Consider the following 18,848-nt stretch of genomic DNA (forward strand, 5'->3'; position numbering starts at 1 on the left):
AGAGGGGATGAAATGCTGCCGGAATATGACGGCCCGTCCGTCTTGGTTGGGTAGCAGTTCATCGTTTTCCCACCGAGGATCCCCCCAAATGAAGAAATGCGTACGCGGCCCGTCCCTCCGTCGATTGGCCATCGCCTGCACCCTGGTCGTCGCTGCCGCCACCGTCCATGCGCAGAGCCGCGATTTCGACGTCGCTGCGGGCGACCTGAAGAGCGCGCTCGATGCCTACATCGCCCAGGCCGGTGTTCAGCTGTTCTACAAGGTCGAGGACCTCAAGGGCCTGTCGACCAAGGGCCTGAAGGGCAAGCTCTCGCCCGAGGACGCGCTGGCCCGACTGCTCGAAGGCACGCGCCTGAAAGTGCGTCGCGACGAGAGCGGCGCGATGGTGCTGTTCGTCGGCCCGCCGGAGGATCCGAAGCCGCGCGCCGACGTGTCGACGCTGGACTCGGTCGTGGTCAGCGCGGCGCGCCGCCGCGAGCCGGTGCGTGAGGTGCCGCTCAAGGTCGACGTGCTGCAGACCGAGACCCTGGAGCGTACCGGCGCCCGCGAACTCGGCGATTACGTCGCCAACCAGCCCGGCGTCACGCTGACGCACGGCGGCGCCTTCGCCGGCGCGCTGAGCATCCGCGGCTTGGCGACGGCCTCGGTCGGCGCGTCCTCGGTCGGCGTCTATGTCGACGACGTGGCCACCGGCTCCAGCGCGCCCTACGGCCTGGGCGCGGTGACGCCGCTGGACATGGGCCTGCTGGACCTGCATCACATCGAAATCCTGCGCGGCCCGCAGGGCACGCTGTATGGCGCCGGCGCGATGGGCGGCCTGATCAAGTACGTCACCAACGAGCCCGACACCGGCGAGTTCTCCGGCAACGCGCGAGTCGCGCTGAGCGCCACCCGGGACGGCGGCATGGGCCACACCATCAACGGCGTGGTGAACGTGCCCATCAAGCAGGACGTGGCGGCGGTGCGAGTGGCGGCCTACACCACGCGCTTCGGCGGCTACGACGACACCGTCGGGTTGGCCGCGCAGAAGAACGTCAATCGCGGCACCACGACCGGCGCGCGGATCTCGGCCTTGCTGACGCCGGCCCGGAACTTGTCGATGCGCCTGACCTTGACGTCCCAGGAGGCCAAGCGCGTCGGCAACGACTACGAGGACCTGAACCTCGTCACCGGCCAGCCCACGCTGGGCGAGCGCCTGCGCCGGCTGGACGCCGAGGAGCCCAGCAGCGTCCGCACCCATCTGCTGGGTCTGGACGTCGAGTACGACATGGGCTGGGCGCGGCTCAACGCCATCACCTCGGTGCAGGACGTGAAGCTGCACGGTCTGCAGGACGCGTCCGCGACCATCCTGCCGGTGCTCGTGCGCGCCGGTCTGCCGGTGACTTCCGTGTGGGGCGACAGCCGCGGCAAGCAGCATCGCGTCAGCCAGGAGTTCCGCCTGACCTCGCGCGCCTCGCGCGACATCGAATGGCTGGCCGGGCTGTACATCAACCGCGAGCGCTCCAGCGTGGACGGCGGCATCCGATACGCCACCGCCACCGGCCCCGGCTCGCTCAAGCTCTACGAGACGACCAAGCCCGCGACCTACCGCGACCTCGCGGCCTACGGCGACGTGACCTGGCACGCCACGCCCTCGCTGGCGCTGACCGGCGGCGTGCGCGTGGGCCGCATGTCGCAGAGCTTCACCAACACCTCTGACGGCCTGCTCGCGGGCGGCGCCTCGTCCAACGGCGGCGATTCGAAGGAGACCGCCACGACCTGGCTGGCCACCGCCGGCTACAAGCTGGACGCGCAGAACTCGATCTACACCCGCGTCGCCAGCGGCTACCGGCCCGGCGGACCCAACGGCCTGCTGCCGACGACCTCGCCGACCATCAAGCCGATGTTCAAGTCGGACTCGCTGTGGAGCTATGAGGCCGGCTACAAGGCGGCGCTGCTGGACCGCCGGCTGGTGATCGATGCCGCGCTCTACGACATCGAGTGGACCGACATCCAGCAGACCGTGACCGACGGCAGCATCTTCGGCTTCTTCACCAACGCGGGCAAAGCGCGCATCCGCGGCGCGGAACTGGCGCTGAGCTGGCTGCCCAGCGCGGCCTGGCGCTTCGACGGATCGCTCTCGCTGATCGACGCCAAGCTGCGCACCGACGCCTCGGGTCTGGGCGGACATGCGGGCGACCGGCTGCCCAACACCGCGCGCGTCAGCGCCTCGCTGGCGGCCACGCGCAACCTCGAGCTCTTCGGCCGTCCGGCCTATCTCGGCGCCAATCTGCGCCACACCGGCGCGCGCAACGCCGGCTTCCCCGGCAGCACGCTGGCGCTGGACTACCGGCTGCCGGCCTACACGGTGCTGGGCCTGCAGGCCGGCATCGACTATCGGCGTTTCCAGCTCTCCGCCTACGTGCGCAACCTGGCCAACAGCCGCGGCCTGGCCGCCGTCGCCGTCGCCTCCGCCACCGCCGGCAAGGCCGTGGTGGTGGAGCCGCGCACCATCGGCGTGGCCGTCAACGTCCCCTTCTGATCATGACGCTCTTCGCAACGACCGCCGACCCGGCGGCTTCCCCTTCGCACGTCCCTACGACGGTGATTCCGGCCCGCAAGGCCGGGGTCGCGTCCTGGTATACGCTGGCCGTGCTGCTGGTGGCGACCATCCTCGGATCGGTCGATTCGATGCTGGTCACGCTGCTGACCGAGCCGATGCGGGCCACGCTGTCGCTCAGCGACACCCAGATCGGGATGCTCAAGGGCGCCGGGCTGGTGCTGTTCACCGGCTTGGCGACGCTGCCGCTGGGCTGGCTGGGCGACCGCTACGACCGCCGGCTGGTGCTCGCCGCCTGCGTGCTCGTGTGGAGCGCGGCCACCGGGCTGCGCGGCACGGCGATGGACTACACGATGCTGTTCGTCGCGTCGATCGGACTGGGCGTGGGCGAGGCCGGACTTGGCCCCATCACCAACAGCCTGATCCCCGATCTCTTCCCGCGCGCTCAACGCGTGCTGGCCAACGCGATCTTCGGTATCTCGTCGATCTTCGGCAGCGCGCTCGGCGCGGTGCTGGGCGGCAGCATCGTGCTGGCGGTGGAGAAGTCGCGTCATCTGATGCCGGTCGGCTGGCAGGGCTACGAGACCTGGCGCCTGACCTTCTTCGTGATGGCCTTCGTCGGCCTGCCGGTGATCCTGCTGGTGCTGACCATCCGCAGCGCGCGCGGCAAGGCCGCGGCCGGCTATGAGCCGCCGACCGCCGAGTCCGACGAACCCGTCGAGGGCCATGCCAACGGCGCGAGCACGGGATCCACTTCCCGCGCGGCTGCCCCCGTGGCCGCGGTCGGCGCGGACGGCGCCGTGCTCGGCGGCATCAGCTTTCGCGACTACCTGCGCGCGCATTGGCGCACGCTGGCCTGTCTGGTGGCGGGCTCGGGCTTGGCCTCGGTGGGACTGAGCTCGATCGGCAGCTGGATCCCGATCGTCGCGGCGCGTCAGTTCGGCATCCAGCCGGCGCAGCTGGGGCAGGGCATCGGCATCGCGGTGATGGCCGGCACGCTGGTCGGCGGCGTGCTGGGCGTCAAGGCGATGCGACTGGCGCGGCGCCGCGTCGGCCTGGCCGCGCCGGTGCGCGTGCTGGTGATCGGCTATTGCACCGCGGCGCTGATCTCGATCGGCCTGCTGTTCGTGCGCTCGGCCAACGACGTCTTCCTGCTGCTGGGCCTGCTGCTGGTGCCGCTGATCTGCGGCGCGGTCGTGCTGCCCAACGTGCTGCAGGAGGTCGCGCCGGCGCATCTGCGCGCCCGCGTCATCGGGCTGCTGTCGATGGGCAGCCTGCCCTTCGCGGTGCTCGGGCCGCTGGCGATCGGCGTGATCTCCGACGCGGTCAAGTCCATTCCCAACGGGCTCGCCATGGCCATCGTGGCCGCGACCCTGACCGGCTGCCTCGCCGGCGCTGCCTTGCTGCGCGCCACCGAAGCCGCCTTCGTGCGGCTGCTCAAGAAAGTCAACGCCACCTCATGACCGCGATGAACACCTCGACCTCGACAACCACCTCCCGCGCCGGCGCGCCGTCTTCCACCGCAGCCGCCTCCGACGCCTGCGCTGCGGCAGCAGCGTCCGCCGCCGCCAAGGCCGAGCTGGTCAAGACCATCGACGCGGCGCTGGAGCCGCTGCTGCGCGCCGACGAGCCCGGCATGGTGATCGGCATCAGCCGCCACGGCGAGCTGCTGTACCGCCGCGGCTTCGGCCTGGCCAGCCTGGAACTCGGCGTGATCAACACGCCGCGCACGCGCATGCGGCTGGCCTCGACCAGCAAGCACTTCACCGCGCTGGCCATCCTGCTGCTGGCCGAGGACGGCAAGCTGGACATCGACGACATGGCGCGCCGCCACCTGCCCGAGCTGCCCGAACTCAGCGCCGCGGGGCCGACCCTGCGCCAGCTGATGCAGCACACCGGCGGCTGGCGCGGTCATGAGGAGCTCTGGGCCTGGGCCAACGGCCTGAACCCGCAGCCGGCGGGCATCAGCCTGTCGATGATGGCGCGGCAGAGCGAACTCAACTACGAGCCCGGCACCCGCATGATCTACAGCAACGGCGGCTACCTGATGCTGGCGCGCATCGTCGAGCGGGTCAGCGGCCTGAGCTTCGCCGAGTTCCTGCGCCAGCGCATCTTCGAGCCGCTGGGCATGCTGGACACCGAGTCGATTCCCAACGTGCTCGATGTGCGCGAAGGTCTGGCAGGTCTCTACCTGCCGGTGCTGGGCGCCGCGCCCGGCGCGCGCGGACGCTGGACCCGCGCGACCTATCCCACGGAGTTCGAGGGCAGCGGCTCGCTGGTCTCCACGGTCGACGACATGCTCATCTGGCTGGCCCACCTGCGCAGCGAACGCAAGACGGTGGGCACCGCGAAGAGCTGGGCGCAGATGCTGGAGGCGACGACGCTGACCTCGGGCGAGGTGACGCCCTACGGCTTCGGCCTGATCCGCCATCCCTATCGCGGGGTCGAGGTGATCCATCACAACGGCGCGGTGCTGGGCGGCGGCTCGCAGATGATCACCGTGCCGGCGCATGGACTGGACATCACGATCATGACCAACGGCTGCGCGGCCAACCCCGCCGCGGTCGCGTTCAAGCTGATCGATCTGCTGCTGGCCGACCAACTGCCGCTCACCGCGCAGGAAGCGGTGGCGCGTGTTGCGGCCGACGCCTTCCCCGGGCTGCAAGGCCGCCACTATCACGATCCCGCGAGCGGCCTGCTGATGCGCTTCGGCACCGTCGCCGGTCTGCTGGGCGTGTCGGTGCATGGCAGCCATGTGCTGCCGCTGCGCAAGGGCATCGGGCATCGCGTGTGGATCGGCGTGATGGAGACGGCGACCAGCTCGGTCGAGATCGACCTGAGCGGCGTGGATCCCGCGCAAGCGCCCGAAACCCTGGAGGTCCGCGAGGGTGGCGAGCTGATGCGCCTGCGGCTGGCGCCGGAGACCGCGCCCACGGCGGCGTCACTCGCGCCCGGCTTGGTCGGCGCATTCCACAGCGCGGACCTCGACGCCGGCGGACAGATCGAGGCCGACGACGCGGGACTCAGCTTCACCGTGCAGGGCCGGCATGGTCAGCTGCGCTACCGCGCGCATCCCGTCTCCGACGAGGTGATGCTGCTCGTCCCGACCGAGCCGCTGCTGGCCGTGCTGGCCAACAGCAATGTGCTCAACCTGGATCGCGCCGCCGGGCCGGGAAGTCCGGTCGTCGGCCTGCGGGTCGAGAGCATTCGCACCCGCCACCTGCGCTTCGCGCGCGTGGGCCAGTAAGTCGTCCGGACCGCACGACCGCAGGACACCTGGACACCTGGACATTTGGAGTACCCGAGATGAAGTTCTTCACCGCCTTTCTCGCCACGGAAACCAACACCTTCGCGGTCGCGCCGACCGGCTGGGGCAGCTTCCAGGAGTACGGCATCTTTCGAGGTGACGCCAGCACGCGCGACCCCAAGGGCTTCGGGCTGAGCACGCTGACCCTGCGCCAATGGATGGCGCAGGAGGGCGATGAACTGGTCGAGAGCCTGACCGCCTTCGCGATGCCGCTGGGCCGCACGGTGCGCTCGGTCTACGAGCAGCTGCGCGACGACGTCCTCGCCGACCTGCGCGCGACGCTCGCCGCCGGACCGCTGGACGGGGTGATCCTGATCCTGCACGGCGCGATGGTGGCCGACGGCTACGACGACTGCGAGGGCGACCTGCTCGTCCGCGTGCGCGAGATCGTCGGACCGTCCGTGCCCATCGGGGTCGAGCTCGATCTGCACTGCCATTACACCGAGCGGATGCGCACGTCGGCGGACGTGATCATCGCGTTCAAGGAGTACCCGCATACGGATGCGCTGGCCCGCATGCGTGAGCTCTACGACATCGTGCGCGAGACCGCGCTGGGCCGCGTCAAGCCGAGCACCGCGGTCTACGACTGCAAGATGGTCGGCAAGTGGCACACGACGCGCGAACCCATGTCCGGCTTCGTGCGCCGCATGCAGGCGGTGGAGCAGCAGCCGGGCGTGCTGTCGGTGTCGCTGGGTCACGGCTTCCCTTGGGCTGACGTGCCGGAGTCCGGCGCCAAGCTGTGGGTGACCACGGACAACGATCCCGCGCTGGCCGCCGAGCTGGCCGAGCAGCTGGGCCGCGAGTTCTGGGCGATCCGGGAACAGACCGGCACGCCGGCGCTGAGCATCGATCAGGCGCTGACGCAAGCCACGCTGCTGGCGCCGCAGGGCGGGCCGGTGGTGCTGGCCGACATGGCCGACAACGCCGGCGGCGGCGCGCTCAGCGACAGCACTTTCATCCTGCGCGAGCTGCTGGCGCGCGGCCTCGACGACATCGCGATCGGCGGCTTCTGGGACCTGGGCGCGGTGCAGCTCTGCGCCGATGCCGGCGTGGGCGCGCGCGTCGAGCTGCGTCTGGGCGGCAAGGGCGGTCCGATGTCCGGTGATCCGATCGACCTGAGCGTCACCGTGATGGCGGTGGTGGAGGACCACACCCAGCCCGGCCTGATGGGCGACGACTTCATGGGTCTGGGCCGCAGCGTCTGGGTCCGCACGGGCAAGGGCATCGACATCGCGCTGATCAGCAAGCGCAGCCAGGTGCTGGCGACCGAGCACTTCACCGGACTCGGCATCACGCTGACCGACAAGAAGCTGATCGTCGTGAAGTCGGCCCAGCACTTCCACGCCCGCTTCGCGCCGCTGGCGACGGCGGTGCTCTACGTCTCCACGCCGGGGGCGGTGAACGTGGACTTCGCGCGACTGCCCTATCGCGTGCGCAGCCTCGACTACTGGCCGCGCGTGGCCGATCCGCACTGGGTCCCGCCGGCGGTGAAGCCGCCGGGTCAGCTCTACGAGATCGACGGGCTTCGCCTGCATCTGCACCTGAGCGGCCCCGCGCCCTCCGACGCGCGTCAGCCTACCGTGGTGATCGAGTCGGGCGCGGGCACGGTTTCGCCGCTGTACGCGCGTCTGCAGCGGACGCTGGCCCGCAAGTACCAGGTCTGCAGCTACGACCGCCCGGGCCTGGGCTGGAGCCAGCCCGACGGTCTGCCGCTGGACGCGGAGCGCAACTCGCGCCGCCTGCACGCGCTGCTGGAGGCGGCGGGCGTGCGCGGTCCGGTAGTCTTCATCGGCCATTCGCTGGGCGGGCTGCTGAACCGCGTCTATGCCGGGCTCTATCCCGAGCAGGTGGTCGGACTGATGATGCTGGACGCCAGCCACCCGGACCAGTTCGCGCTCTACAACGAGGCGCCGGTCGAGCAGATGGCGGCCGAGCGAGCCAAGCGCGTCAAGCTCCGCAACGGCGGTCCGCCGCCGCCGGAGTTCGCGATGATCGACGCGGTGTGCGCCGACATGCCCGAGGTCGGCGAGCAGATGAAATCGACCTTCACGCCAGAGGCGATCGACGCGATGCTCGGCGAGGTGCAGGGCCTGCGGCAGGTGGGGCGTCAAGCCGCCGCCTCTCCGGATCTGGGGGCGCGTCCGCTGGTCGTGCTGTGGGCGCCCAAGCCACCGGCGTCGACCGGGGTCGAGGGACTCGATGCGGTCTACCAGCGCTGGCCCGCCTACCAGGAGGCGCATGCCGATCTGTCGACGCGCGGCCGCGTGCGCGCGCTCGAAGGCGCGGATCACATGGGCATCGCGGTGCTGCCGCCCTTCGTCGCTCAGGTCGCCGAGGAAATCGACGCCTTGATGGCGCAGCTGGCCGCCGATCGCTGACAAGCACATGGCCGATCTGCATGAGCTGAGCGCCGAGGCGCAGTGCGCGGCGCTGCGCCGCCGGGAGATCTCCTCCAGCGAGCTGACGGCGCATTACCTGGCGCGCATCGAGCGTCACGGCGAGGCGCTGGGCGCCTTCGTCAACGTGTTTGCCGAAGCGGCGATGGCCGGCGCGCGGCGGGCCGATTCGCAGCCGCCCGAGGGCCTGCTGCACGGTCTGCCGATGCCGCTCAAGGACCTGCATCCGGCGGCCGGTCTGCCCACGTCGATGGGCAGCGCGGCGCTGGAGGGCTGGATCCCGGCGCAGGATGGCGCGGTCGTCGGCCGCTTGCGGCAGGCCGGCATCGTGGTGCTCGGCAAGACCCACGCGCCTGAGTTCGGCCCCTGCTGCTACACCGAGACGCCGCTGGCGCCGCCCGCGCTGAGCCCGTATGGGCAGGGACTGTCGGCCAGCGGCAGCAGCGGCGGCGCCGCTGCCGCGGTGGCGGCCGGACTCGCGCCGTTGGCGCATGCCAGCGATGGCTTGGGCTCGACGCGGACGCCCGCGTCGAACTGCGGCCTGGTGGGCTTCAAGCCCAGCCGGGGACGTATCCCATCGGTGCTGCCGGGTTGGTATCAGCTCGGCAGCGAAGGGCCGGTGGCGCGCACGGTCGGCGATGCGGCGCTCTATCTCGACGCCGTCGGCACGATCGGACCGGGTGAGCTTTGGCGTCAACCGACCTGGACGCCCGATGCGCACCGCCGGGCCGCGCGAATGCCGCCGCCCGATCGACTGCGCATCGGCCTGCTGATCGATCCGGGCAGCGACGAGACCGAGGCCCACGCCGATTGCCAGGAGGCTTGCGCCGTCGCCGCGCGGGCCCTGGAGACGCTGGGCTATGAGATCGTGCCGGTGGCCTTGCCATCGGCCTTGCGCATTTGGACGCTGCTGGAGCCGCTGTGCGACGTGCTCAGCGTCGGCATCGCCGGGCATGTGCAGCTGCAGATTCCCGAGGAGCGCCGCGCCGCGCTGATGCCTTACACGCGCTGGCACGCGCAGCGGGCGGTGGAGATCAGCGGAATCCGCCACGCGCAATCGCAGGCGCGCATCGCGGCCGCGGCGAGCGCGTGGCTGAAGTGGCAATCGGAGGTCGACGTGCTGATGACGCCGACCAGTTCGGCGCCGGCGCTGCCCAGCGGCGCGCTGCGGCTGGACGACGGCTGGGCGTCGAGCGAGGCGATGCTGCGCTGGAGCGCGTTCACGCCCTGGGCCAACTTCTGCGGGGCGCCGGCGGTCAGTCTGCCGGTGCATCAGAACGCGTGCGGTGTGCCCGTCGGCGTGCAGCTGATGGCGCGGCCGGGGCAGGACGAGTTGCTGATGAGCCTGTCCGGTTTGCTGGAGCAGGTCTTCGCCTGGCATCAGCGTCATCCGCCGATGTGGCATCGCTGAAGGCCAAGGCAGACGCAGCAGGCAACACCTGACCCCGATCGAGCGCGTGTCTGTCGATCGACCAAAGAAAAACGCCGCAGATCTTGCGATCTGCGGCGTTTTCGTTGTCCTGGTCGGGGTGAGAGGATTCGAACCTCCGGCCTCTACGTCCCGAACGTAGCGCTCTACCAGGCTAAGCTACACCCCGTTTTGGTCACTCGGTTTCAAGAACTTCTCTCTACCGACTGAGCCGCAAATTCTAGCAGGCTTTCTTTCCACTTGGAAAGGGGTAGCAGCGACAAATGTTGTTTGGCTTGTGCGACTTCCGCGCGAGCGGCTTCGCGGGTGGCTTCGAGCGCGCCGGTGCGCTGGACGATGGCCACGATGTCCTTCAGACGCTCGACCTCGCCGTGCTCGATCGCGTGGCGGATCAGCGCGCGCTCGTCGTCGGTGCCGCGCTCCATCGCGATCAGCAGCGGCAGCGTGGGCTTGCCTTCGCGCAGGTCGTCGCCGACGTTCTTGCCCAGCGAGTCGGCCGTGCCTTCATAGTCCAGTACGTCGTCGATCAGCTGGAACGCGGTGCCCAGCGCGCGTCCGTAGCCGGCGCAGGCTTCTTCCAGCGCTTCGGGCGCGTCGGCCAGCACGGCGCCCAGACGGGCGCTGGCCTCGAACAGCTTGGCGGTCTTGTAGCGGATGACGCGCAGATAGCTGTCGACCGCGACGTCGGGGTCGTGCATGTTCATCAGCTGCAGGACCTCGCCCTCGGCGATCACGTTGGTCGCGTCGGCCAGCACCTCCAGGACGCGCATCCGGTTCACGGACACCATCATCTGGAAGGCGCGCGAGTACAGAAAGTCGCCCACCAGCACGCTCGCCGCGTTGCCGAACATCGCATTGGCGGTCTGCTTGCCGCGGCGCAACTCGGACTCGTCGACGACGTCGTCGTGCAGCAGCGTGGCGGTGTGGATGAATTCGACGACCGCCGCCAGCTCGCGGCTGTGGGGAGAGTCCGCGCCCAGCGCGTTGGCGAACATCAACACCATCTTCGGCCGCATGCGCTTGCCGCCAGCGTGAATGATGTATGCGGAGATCTGATTGATCAGCGCGACGTCTGAGCGAAGGCGCTGCGCGATCACGGCATCGACTTCATCCATCTGTGCATTCAACGCCTCGAGGACCTCGGCGACGGGGGTAGAGGCAATGGGTTGCACTCTCGACTCACTGTGAGGGGAAGCGGCGATTATAGGAAGGCGAACAGCCGTCCTTCGCCCGTATCGGTTCGGTCTCGCACAAGCGCGTGCGCCGTACGCGGTCGATCCAGAAAATCGACGGATCCCAGGGCGACTCCCCGCGCGAAGGCCGATGGCCACGGGTCCCGCGCCACATCAGGGTTTGCATCAGGGTGGGGTGCTGTGCTATATTCGCGGGCTCCGCATCTCATTGCGGTGTTTTTTCTTGGGCGATCGTCTTGATGACCTTCGCGCTGGGTGGCGGTCTCGCATCGCTCTCGGCGGTTCGCCTTCCTGTGTTGAAAGGGCTGATATGTACGCGGTCATAAAAACCGGTGGCAAGCAATACAAGGTTGCTGCTGGCGAAAAGATCAAGGTAGAACAGATTGCTGCGGAAGTTGGCCAAGAGATCGTGATCGACCAGGTTCTGGCAGTCGGAAACGGCGCTGACCTGAAGATCGGGACTCCCTTGGTTGCTGGCGCCAGCGTCAAGGCCACCGTGGTGGCTCATGGCAAGCACGACAAGGTGCGCATCTTCAAGCTGCGTCGTCGCAAGCACTACAAGAAGAGCCAAGGCCATCGTCAGACGTTCACCGAGCTGGAAATCAGCGCGGTCAACGGCTGATCTCTTGTCACTCTCATAATCTGATCTAGGAGTAATCCATGGCACAGAAAAAGGGCGGCGGCTCGACACGAAACGGCCGCGACTCGAAGCCGAAGATGCTGGGCGTCAAGGTGTACGGCGGCCAGACCATCTCGGCTGGCTCGATCATCGTCCGCCAACGCGGCACGAAGTTCCACGCTGGTACCAACGTGGGCATGGGCAAGGACCACACGCTGTTCGCGCTGATCGACGGCACGGTGTCCTTCGCTGTCAAGGGCGAAAACAACCGCTCGACCGTCGTCGTCACGGCGATCTGAGCTTGTTGAAGTCCTGATGCCGCGGTCCCGGGCGCAAGCCCGGATGATCGCGGCGGACCCCAGAGCCCCGGCCTTGTCCGGGGCTTTGCTTTTTTCGGATCGCGCATGCTCAGCACGATCCGCGCCGACCGCGAGTCCCGGCGAATCCTGACTCGCGCTGATTCAAAGCATGACCTTGCGCGGGAGCGTGGGGGTGTGAATTACGATAGCCCCGCTCCGGGAACCGAAGGCCACCCATGAAGTTCGTTGACGAAGCCACCATCGATATTGCCGCCGGCAACGGCGGCGCCGGCTGCGCCAGTTTCCGCCGCGAGAAGTTCATCCCCTTCGGCGGCCCGGACGGCGGCGACGGCGGCCGCGGCGGCAGCGTCTTCGCGATGGCCGACCGCAACCTCAACACGCTGATCGACTACCGCTACGCGCGTCGTCACGAGGCGCGCAACGGTGAAGCCGGTCGCGGCTCCGACCAGTTCGGCGCCGCCGCCGAGGACATCATCCTCAAGGTCCCCGTTGGCACCATCGTGCGCGACCTGGAGACCGAGGAAATCATCGCCGAGCTGCTCGAGCCCGATGTCCCGGTGCTGCTGGCCAAGGGCGGCGACGGCGGCTACGGCAATCTGCATTTCAAGACCTCGACCAACCGCGCGCCGCGTCAGAAGACGCCCGGCTGGCCCGGCGAGGTCAAGAAGATCAAGATGGAGCTGCGCGTGTTGGCCGACGTCGGCCTGTTGGGGCAGCCCAACGCCGGCAAGTCCACGCTGATCGCGGCCGTGTCCAATGCGCGCCCCAAGATCGCGGACTACCCCTTCACCACGCTGTATCCGAACCTGGGCGTCGTGCGCGTCGGTCCGGAGAAGAGCTTCGTCATTGCCGACATCCCCGGCCTGATCGAGGGCGCCGCCGAGGGCGCCGGACTGGGCCATCAGTTCCTGCGCCATCTGCAGCGCACTCGCGTGCTGCTGCATGTGGTCGATCTGGCCCCGTTCAATCCGGACGTGGACCCGGTCGCCGAGGCCAAGGCCATCGTCAAGGAACTCAAGAAGTACGACGAGGCGCTGCACGCCAAGCCGCGATGGCTGGTGCTCAACAAGCTGGACATGGTCCCGGAGGATGAGCGCGCCGCCCGCGTGAAGGACTTCGTGAAGCGCTACAAGTGGAAGGGTCCGGTGTTCGAGATCTCCGCGCTGACGCGCGAGGGCTGCGAGCCGCTGATCCGCGCCATTTACGACCACGTGGCCGCCCTCCAGGCGCCGCCGGTGGAAGATCCGGACGCCCGCTTCGACGAGCCGGTGCCCGACGCGCCCAAGGCTTTCCAGGAAACGCGCAAGACGCGCGCGGCCAAGGTCAAGGCCGCCAAGGCCGCCAAGGCCGAGAAAGCGGCGAAGGCCGAGAAGCCGCCCGAGCGCGATCCGCGCTTCGATCCGCTGCCCTGATCCACCGGCCGCGATGCCGCGGCCCAGAGCGCGTCCCCTTCATCACTTCCTCCGAGCACCTCCGCGCATGAGCACTGTCGAATTGAAGGGCGTCCTGAAGGACGCGCGACGCATCGTCGTCAAGGTCGGTTCGAGTCTGGTGACCAACGAGGGGCGCGGCGTCGACGCCGAGGCGATCGGTAACTGGTGTCGCCAACTCGCGGAGCTGGCGCGCGAGGGGCGTGAGGTGGTGATGGTCTCCAGCGGCGCGATCGCCGAGGGGATGAAGCGCCTGGGCTGGGCCAGCCGGCCCAAGGAAGTGCACGAGCTGCAGGCGGCGGCCGCTGTCGGCCAGATGGGCTTGGCGCAGATGTACGAGACCAAGCTGCGGGAGCAGGGCCTGACCAGCGCGCAAGTGCTGCTCACGCATGCTGACCTGGCCGACCGCGAGCGCTATCTGAACGGCCGCTCGACGCTGCTCGCGCTGCTGCAGCACCGCGTGGTGCCGGTCATCAACGAGAACGACACCGTCGTCAACGACGAAATCAAGTTCGGCGACAACGACACCCTGGGCGCGCTGGTGGCCAATCTGGTCGAAGCCGACGCGCTGGTGATCCTCACGGATCAGAGGGGGCTGTACTCCGCTGATCCGCGCAAGGACCCGAACGCCCGTTTCATCGATGTCGCCACGGCCGGCAAGCCGGAGCTCGAGGACATGGCCGGCGGTGCCGGCTCCAGCCTGGGGCGGGGCGGCATGATCACGAAGATTCTGGCGGCGAAGCGGGCCGCGGGCAGCGGCGCCAACACCGTCATCGCCTGGGGTCGCGAGCCCGACGTGCTGCTGCGCCTGGCGCGCGGCGAGGCGATCGGGACGGCGCTGCTCGCGTCGACCGCCAAGCTGGCGGCGCGCAAGCAATGGATGGTCGATCACCTGCAGATGCGCGGCTCAGTCCGCGTGGACGCGGGCGCGGCGATCAAGCTGCGCGAGGAGGGCAAGAGCCTGCTGCCCATCGGCGTGCAGGACGTCTCCGGCGATTTCCACCGCGGCGACGTGATCGCCGTGCTGGACATGAATGGCGCGGAGCTGGCGCGGGGCCTGACGAACTACGGGAGCGCCGAGGCGCGCCTGATCGCCCGCAAGCCGTCCTTCGACATCGAGCGCGTGCTCGGCTACGCCGCCGAGCCGGAACTCATCCACCGCGACAACCTGGTTCTGCGCTGAGCGCGGCCGGCGATGCTGGCGCTCCGCGCGCCAGTGTCAGGTCTTGCCAGGCTCGATCGGTCCGTGTTCGGCTTGAGCGGTGCGGACCTCACGGTCGTCATGGCCCTCGGGGCCGCCGTGCGCATCATGACGGCGCTCCTCATGCGGATGCGCATCGTGCGGATGCCCCTCATGAGGATGCCCCTGATGAGGATGTCCCTGATGAGGATGTCCGTCATGCCGATGCTCGTCATGCGGCTGCGTGTCCTGGAAGCGATCGTGCCGATGGGCGTCATGCTCGCCCGGGCCGCCATAGCGGTCGCCCCGTGGCGGAGGGCGCATCCCCGCCCGCAGGTAGCGGTTGTGGTGGTTCAGCCGCGGCAGGAAGCGGGCGAGTTCCGTCAGCGCCATCTGATAGACGCCGCGCTTGAACTCGATCACGGCTTCCAGAGGAACCCAGTACTCGTTCCAGCGCCAGGCGTCGAACTCGGGATGGTCGGTCGCGCGCAGGTTCATGTCGCTGTCGCGACCGGTCAGCTGCAACAGGAACCAGATCTGCTTCTGGCCGCGGTAATGGCCACGCGCGTCGCGCCGGATGAAGTGATCGGGGACCTCGTAGCGCAGCCAATCGCGCGTGCGCGCGATGATCCGCACATGGTCTGCGACGAGGCCCACTTCCTCATGCAGCTCTCTGAACATCGCCTGCTCGGGCGTCTCCCCATGCTTGATGCCCCCTTGGGGGAACTGCCAAGAATGGGTGCGTATGCGCTTGCCCCAGAACACCTCGTTCTTGTGGTTGAGCAGGATGATGCCGACGTTGGGCCGGAAGCCTTCACGGTCGAGCATAATCAACCTTCAAATCATTCGTTGGATTGATTATTGCACCGGGGCTGAGGCCCGGCGCGATCATCGCTAACCCTCGGTGTTGAACCGGTTCTTCCGCGGCGGCCAGGCTGTCCGCGGACTTTTATTTTCTGCGCCCATGAAAGCCTCCCAGTTCTTCATCTCCACGCTCAAGGAAGCCCCCGCCGATGCGGAGATCGTCAGCCACAAGCTGATGATGCGGGCCGGCATGATCAAGCGCCTGGGCGCCGGCATCTACAACTACATGCCGATGGGCCTGCGCGTGATCCGCAAGGTGGAGAACATCATCCGCACCGAGATGACTCGCGCCGGCGCGGTCGAGCTGGTGATGCCCGTGGTGCAGCCCGCCGAGCTGTGGCAGGAGACGGGCCGCTTCGACAAGATGGGCCCCGAGCTGCTGCGGGTGAAGGATCGCCATGGCCGCGACTTCATCATCCAGCCCACGTCGGAAGAGGTCGTCACCGACATCGCCCGCCAGGAGCTGCGCAGCTACAAGCAACTCCCGAAGAACTTCTTCCACATCCAGACCAAGTTCCGCGACGAGCGCCGTCCCCGCTTCGGCGTGATGCGTGGCCGCGAGTTCACGATGAAGGACGCGTATTCCTTCGACCGTGACAAGGACGCCGCCGGCCGCAGCTACGACAACATGTACGCCGCCTACGGCAAGATCTTCGATCGCCTGGGCCTGCAGTACCGCGCCGTGGCGGCCGACACCGGCGCCATCGGCGGCGACCGCTCGCACGAGTTCCAGGTCATCGCCGACACCGGCGAGGACGCGATCATCTACTGCCCGACCAGCGACTACGCCGCCAACATCGAGCTGGCCGAGGCGCTGTCGCTGATCGCGACGCGCGGCGCCGCGACGCAGGCGTTGACCAAGACCGCGACGCCCGGCAAGGCGACCTGCGCGGATGTTGCCGAGCTGCTGAAGCTCCCGCTGACGCAGACGGTCAAGTCGCTGGTGCTGGCCACCGACGAGCTCGACGAGCACGGCACCATCGTGAAGTCGCAGGTCTGGCTGCTGCTGGTGCGCGGCGATCACGACCTGAACGAAGTCAAGGTCGGCAAGCTGGAAGGCCTGAAGGGAGGTTTCCGCTTCGCCACCGCCGCCGAGATCGACGCCCACTTCGGCTGCAAGCCCGGCTACCTGGGCCCGATCGGCCTGAAGCAGCCGCTCAAGGTCATCGCCGACCGCACCGTCGCCCACATGGCCGACTTCGTCTGCGGCGCCAACGAGGCCGACTTCCACTTCACCGGCGCCAACTGGGGCCGCGATCTGCCCGAACCGGATCTGGTGGCCGACATCCGCAACGTCGTCGAGGGCGACCCCTCGCCCGACGGCAAGGGCGTGCTGGCGATCCAGCGCGGCATCGAGGTCGGCCACGTCTTCTATCTGGGCACGAAGTACTCGGCCGCGATGAACGCGACCTTCCTGGACGAGAACGGCAAGCCGCAGTTGTTCGAGATGGGCTGCTACGGCATCGGCGTGACCCGCATCCTGGGCGCCGCCATCGAGCAGAACCACGATGAGCGCGGCATCGTCTGGCCGGACTCGATCGCCCCGTTCACGGCGGTGATCTGCCCGATCGGCATGGACCGCAGCGAGGAAGTGAAGGCCGCCGCCACGAAGCTCTACGACGAGCTGCTGGCGCTGGGCGTCGACGTGCTGCTGGACGACCGCGGCGAGCGCCCTGGCGCGATGTTCGCGGACTGGGAGCTGGTCGGCGTGCCGCACCGCGTGGTGATCTCGGATCGCGGCCTCAAGGAAGGTCAGGTCGAGTACCAGGGCCGTCGTGACGCCGAAGCCAGCAAGCTGGCGCTGGCCGACGTCGTCGCTCATCTGAAGCAACGCCTGGCGTGAGCCCGGCCCGTCCGCCGCAGCGCGTCGCGGCGGTGGACGCCTTGCGCGCGCTGGCCTTGCTGCCGGTGGTCGCGGTGAACTGGGGCGGCTACGGCGCGCTCCCCGACATGGGGCCGATGGCGCCCCCCACCCCCGCCGGCAGCGGTCTGGCGGAAGCGGTCTCCTGGGTCCTCCACGCGCTGATCGCGGGCAAGGGCATCTCGCTGCTCGCGTTCCTGTTCGGCTACAGCCAGGGCTTGTCGCAGGACCGCGGGGAGGCCGGCCTGGCGCGGCGCCGTCGGCGCCTGGGCAAGATGCTGCTCCTGGGCGTCCTGCACGGCACGCTGCTGTACATGGGCGACATCCTGACGCTCTACGCGGTCGCGGGCTCGGTGCTGGCGATGTGGGCGGGCATCCGCCTGTCCCAGCTCAAGGTGCGCATGGCCGTGCTGCTGGTGCTGGACCTGGGCGTGATCGCGCTGACCTTCTTCATGGCCACGCTGGTGATGGACCAAACGCCCTCGACGCCGCTGTCGCAGCCGGCCGGCTGGGCCGAATGGACGCTGCGCAACGGCGGCCACTTCCTGTCCTCGACCATCGCCTTCGTGATCCTGGGTCTGCCCACGCCGCTGCTGCTGATGACGGCGGGGCTGATGGCGGCGCGGCTGCGCTTGTTCTCGCACCGGCGCTGGGAGCCGATGCTCAGCCGCTGGTCGCGGCGCTGGCTGCTGCCCGCGATCGCGGTCAACATCGTGTTCACGACGCTGCTCTGGCCCGGCCTGCGCGACGGCGATGCGTTCATCAGCGGCCAGTACGCGATCTTTTATCTCTATCCGACGCTGCTGCTGCTGAGCGCCGCGGTGCCGGCGATGGTGCTGCGCCTGCGGCGTGATCCGCGCCTGCTGCACTTGCTGGCCCCGCTGGGCCGACATACGCTGACGCTCTATCTGCTGAGCTCGGTGCTGAGCTTCGTGCTCTTCAGCGGCGCGGGGCTGGCCTGGAAGCCGGGAACGGTGGTCGTGGCGCTGCTGTCGCTCGCCTACTGGGGCGGCGGCGTGGCGCTGGCGCACCTGATCGGTCCGAGGCGTCTGCCGCTCGAAGCCTGGTTGTCCCGATGAATCGCCTTCCTTCCCGGTTCCGACGCGCGCTGCTGCTGAGCGGCGCGGTGGCCTGCCTGCCCCGGCCCGCGATGGCCGGCGCGCAGGTCGAGGAGCCCCTCGCCGACGCAGTGCGCTCGGCCTTGTCCGCCGCGATCGCCTTCGACGCGCCGCCCAAGCCGCAGTTCAGCGCGATCGAGCCGCGTCTGGCCTATCTGCGCTGGCTGGGCGAGATGAGCGAGCGCATCAAGAAGAACAAGAGCGAGGCGCAGACCCGGCTGGAGTTCCTGGAGACCGTCTGGTACGAGAGCGTGCGCGCGGGACTGGAGCCGGCGCTGGTGCTGGGGCTGATCCAGGTCGAGAGCGGCTTCCGCAAGTACGCCATCAGCGTCGCGGGCGCGCGCGGCTACATGCAGGTGATGCCGTTCTGGTCGCGGCTGATCGGCGATGGGCAGGCCTCGCGGCTCTTCCACATGCAGACCAACCTGCGCTTCGGCTGCGTGATCCTGCGCCACTACCTCGACATCGAGAAGGGCGACCTCTACCTGGCGCTGGGCCGCTACAACGGCAGCCGCGGCCGGCCGGAGTATCCGAACCTGGTGATGGGCGCCCGCAAGCGCTGGCTGATGCCGGGCAAGACCTGACGCTCCGT

12 protein-coding genes, 1 tRNA gene and 3 pseudogenes are annotated in these 18,848 nt (G+C 68.8%); 13 read left to right on the forward strand and 3 right to left on the reverse strand.

Annotated elements, in window-relative coordinates:
• Positions 1–88 precede the first annotated feature (88 nt).
• The 6 genes and pseudogenes from ABDW59_RS10235 to ABDW59_RS10260 all read left to right on the forward strand — a co-directional run bounded on the left by ABDW59_RS10235 (position 89) and on the right by ABDW59_RS10260 (position 9,653).
• Positions 89–2,521 carry a TonB-dependent receptor gene (locus tag ABDW59_RS10235; protein ID WP_343629635.1) on the forward strand — a complete coding sequence of 811 codons (2,433 nt, stop codon included), beginning with the start codon at positions 89–91 and terminating at the stop codon, positions 2,519–2,521.
• 2 nt (positions 2,522–2,523) lie between these two features.
• Complete coding sequence (locus tag ABDW59_RS10240) at positions 2,524–4,002, forward strand: MFS transporter (protein WP_343629636.1); 1,479 nt, start codon at positions 2,524–2,526, stop codon at positions 4,000–4,002.
• A gap of 5 nt (positions 4,003–4,007) precedes the next feature.
• Positions 4,008–5,786: a serine hydrolase domain-containing protein gene (locus tag ABDW59_RS10245; protein WP_343629637.1), complete on the forward strand. Its 1,779-nt coding sequence runs from the start codon at positions 4,008–4,010 to the stop codon at positions 5,784–5,786.
• A 59-nt stretch (positions 5,787–5,845) separates the two neighbouring features.
• Positions 5,846–7,276: pseudogene (locus ABDW59_RS10250) on the forward strand (M81 family metallopeptidase); the annotation flags it as partial.
• A gap of 156 nt (positions 7,277–7,432) precedes the next feature.
• Positions 7,433–8,224, forward strand: a pseudogene (locus ABDW59_RS10255) (alpha/beta hydrolase); the annotation flags it as partial.
• A 7-nt stretch (positions 8,225–8,231) separates the two neighbouring features.
• Positions 8,232–9,653 (forward strand): amidase, encoded by a 1,422-nt coding sequence (locus ABDW59_RS10260; protein ID WP_343629638.1) that lies wholly within the window; start codon positions 8,232–8,234, stop codon positions 9,651–9,653.
• Positions 9,654–9,763: 110 nt separating this feature from the next.
• On the opposite strand, the gene ABDW59_RS10265 is transcribed toward ABDW59_RS10260, so the two are convergent.
• Positions 9,764–9,840, reverse strand: a tRNA-Pro gene (locus ABDW59_RS10265).
• Between the two features lie 16 nt (positions 9,841–9,856).
• The gene (locus tag ABDW59_RS10270) at positions 9,857–10,786 is read right to left on the reverse strand and encodes a polyprenyl synthetase family protein (protein WP_343629639.1); all 930 of its coding nucleotides are present in this window, start codon (positions 10,784–10,786) and stop codon (positions 9,857–9,859) included.
• A gap of 388 nt (positions 10,787–11,174) precedes the next feature.
• On the opposite strand from ABDW59_RS10270, the gene rplU reads away from it, so the two are divergent.
• The 4 genes from rplU (at position 11,175) to proB (ending at position 14,416) form a co-directional block, all read left to right on the forward strand.
• Positions 11,175–11,486, forward strand: a complete 312-nt coding sequence (gene rplU, locus ABDW59_RS10275; RefSeq protein WP_067065598.1) for a 50S ribosomal protein L21 — start codon at positions 11,175–11,177, stop codon at positions 11,484–11,486.
• 38 nt (positions 11,487–11,524) lie between these two features.
• Positions 11,525–11,782: a 50S ribosomal protein L27 gene (gene rpmA / locus ABDW59_RS10280; protein WP_343629640.1), complete on the forward strand. Its 258-nt coding sequence runs from the start codon at positions 11,525–11,527 to the stop codon at positions 11,780–11,782.
• Positions 11,783–12,018: 236 nt separating this feature from the next.
• Positions 12,019–13,215: an Obg family GTPase CgtA gene (gene cgtA, locus ABDW59_RS10285; RefSeq protein ID WP_343629641.1), complete on the forward strand. Its 1,197-nt coding sequence runs from the start codon at positions 12,019–12,021 to the stop codon at positions 13,213–13,215.
• A 67-nt stretch (positions 13,216–13,282) separates the two neighbouring features.
• Complete coding sequence (gene proB, locus ABDW59_RS10290; protein WP_343629642.1) at positions 13,283–14,416, forward strand: glutamate 5-kinase; 1,134 nt, start codon at positions 13,283–13,285, stop codon at positions 14,414–14,416.
• Positions 14,417–14,728: 312 nt separating this feature from the next.
• Here proB and ABDW59_RS10295 read toward each other — a convergent pair.
• Positions 14,729–15,241 (reverse strand): annotated as a pseudogene (locus ABDW59_RS10295) (RNA pyrophosphohydrolase); the annotation flags it as partial.
• A 136-nt stretch (positions 15,242–15,377) separates the two neighbouring features.
• Here ABDW59_RS10295 and ABDW59_RS10300 point away from each other — a divergent pair.
• From ABDW59_RS10300 to ABDW59_RS10310, 3 genes are all read left to right on the forward strand, one after another.
• A complete protein-coding gene (locus tag ABDW59_RS10300; RefSeq protein WP_343629643.1) occupies positions 15,378–17,120 on the forward strand; it encodes a proline--tRNA ligase in 1,743 nt (580 codons plus the stop codon).
• Positions 17,117–18,217, forward strand: coding sequence for a DUF418 domain-containing protein (locus ABDW59_RS10305; RefSeq protein WP_343629644.1), 1,101 nt, complete (start codon positions 17,117–17,119; stop codon positions 18,215–18,217). The genes ABDW59_RS10300 and ABDW59_RS10305 overlap by 4 nt, the downstream gene beginning before the upstream one ends.
• Positions 18,218–18,288: 71 nt before the next feature.
• Positions 18,289–18,840, forward strand: a complete 552-nt coding sequence (locus tag ABDW59_RS10310; protein ID WP_343629672.1) for a lytic transglycosylase domain-containing protein — start codon at positions 18,289–18,291, stop codon at positions 18,838–18,840.
• Positions 18,841–18,848: the final 8 nt, after the last annotated feature.

It is taken from the genome of Roseateles sp., assembly GCF_039595295.1.
Classification (GTDB): domain Bacteria; phylum Pseudomonadota; class Gammaproteobacteria; order Burkholderiales; family Burkholderiaceae_C; genus Roseateles.

Coding starts and splice junctions, on each gene's coding strand:
- ABDW59_RS10260 (WP_343629638.1), top strand. CDS start 8,232: ATGGCCGATCTGCATGAGCTGAGCGCCGAGGCGCAGTGCGCGGCGCTG.
- rplU (WP_067065598.1), top strand. CDS start 11,175: ATGTACGCGGTCATAAAAACCGGTGGCAAGCAATACAAGGTTGCTGCT.
- ABDW59_RS10245 (WP_343629637.1), top strand. CDS start 4,008: ATGAACACCTCGACCTCGACAACCACCTCCCGCGCCGGCGCGCCGTCT.
- ABDW59_RS10235 (WP_343629635.1), top strand. CDS start 89: ATGAAGAAATGCGTACGCGGCCCGTCCCTCCGTCGATTGGCCATCGCC.
- ABDW59_RS10240 (WP_343629636.1), top strand. CDS start 2,524: ATGACGCTCTTCGCAACGACCGCCGACCCGGCGGCTTCCCCTTCGCAC.
- ABDW59_RS10300 (WP_343629643.1), top strand. CDS start 15,378: ATGAAAGCCTCCCAGTTCTTCATCTCCACGCTCAAGGAAGCCCCCGCC.
- ABDW59_RS10270 (WP_343629639.1), bottom strand. CDS start 10,786: ATGGATGAAGTCGATGCCGTGATCGCGCAGCGCCTTCGCTCAGACGTC.
- proB (WP_343629642.1), top strand. CDS start 13,283: ATGAGCACTGTCGAATTGAAGGGCGTCCTGAAGGACGCGCGACGCATC.
- rpmA (WP_343629640.1), top strand. CDS start 11,525: ATGGCACAGAAAAAGGGCGGCGGCTCGACACGAAACGGCCGCGACTCG.
- ABDW59_RS10310 (WP_343629672.1), top strand. CDS start 18,289: ATGGCCGGCGCGCAGGTCGAGGAGCCCCTCGCCGACGCAGTGCGCTCG.
- cgtA (WP_343629641.1), top strand. CDS start 12,019: ATGAAGTTCGTTGACGAAGCCACCATCGATATTGCCGCCGGCAACGGC.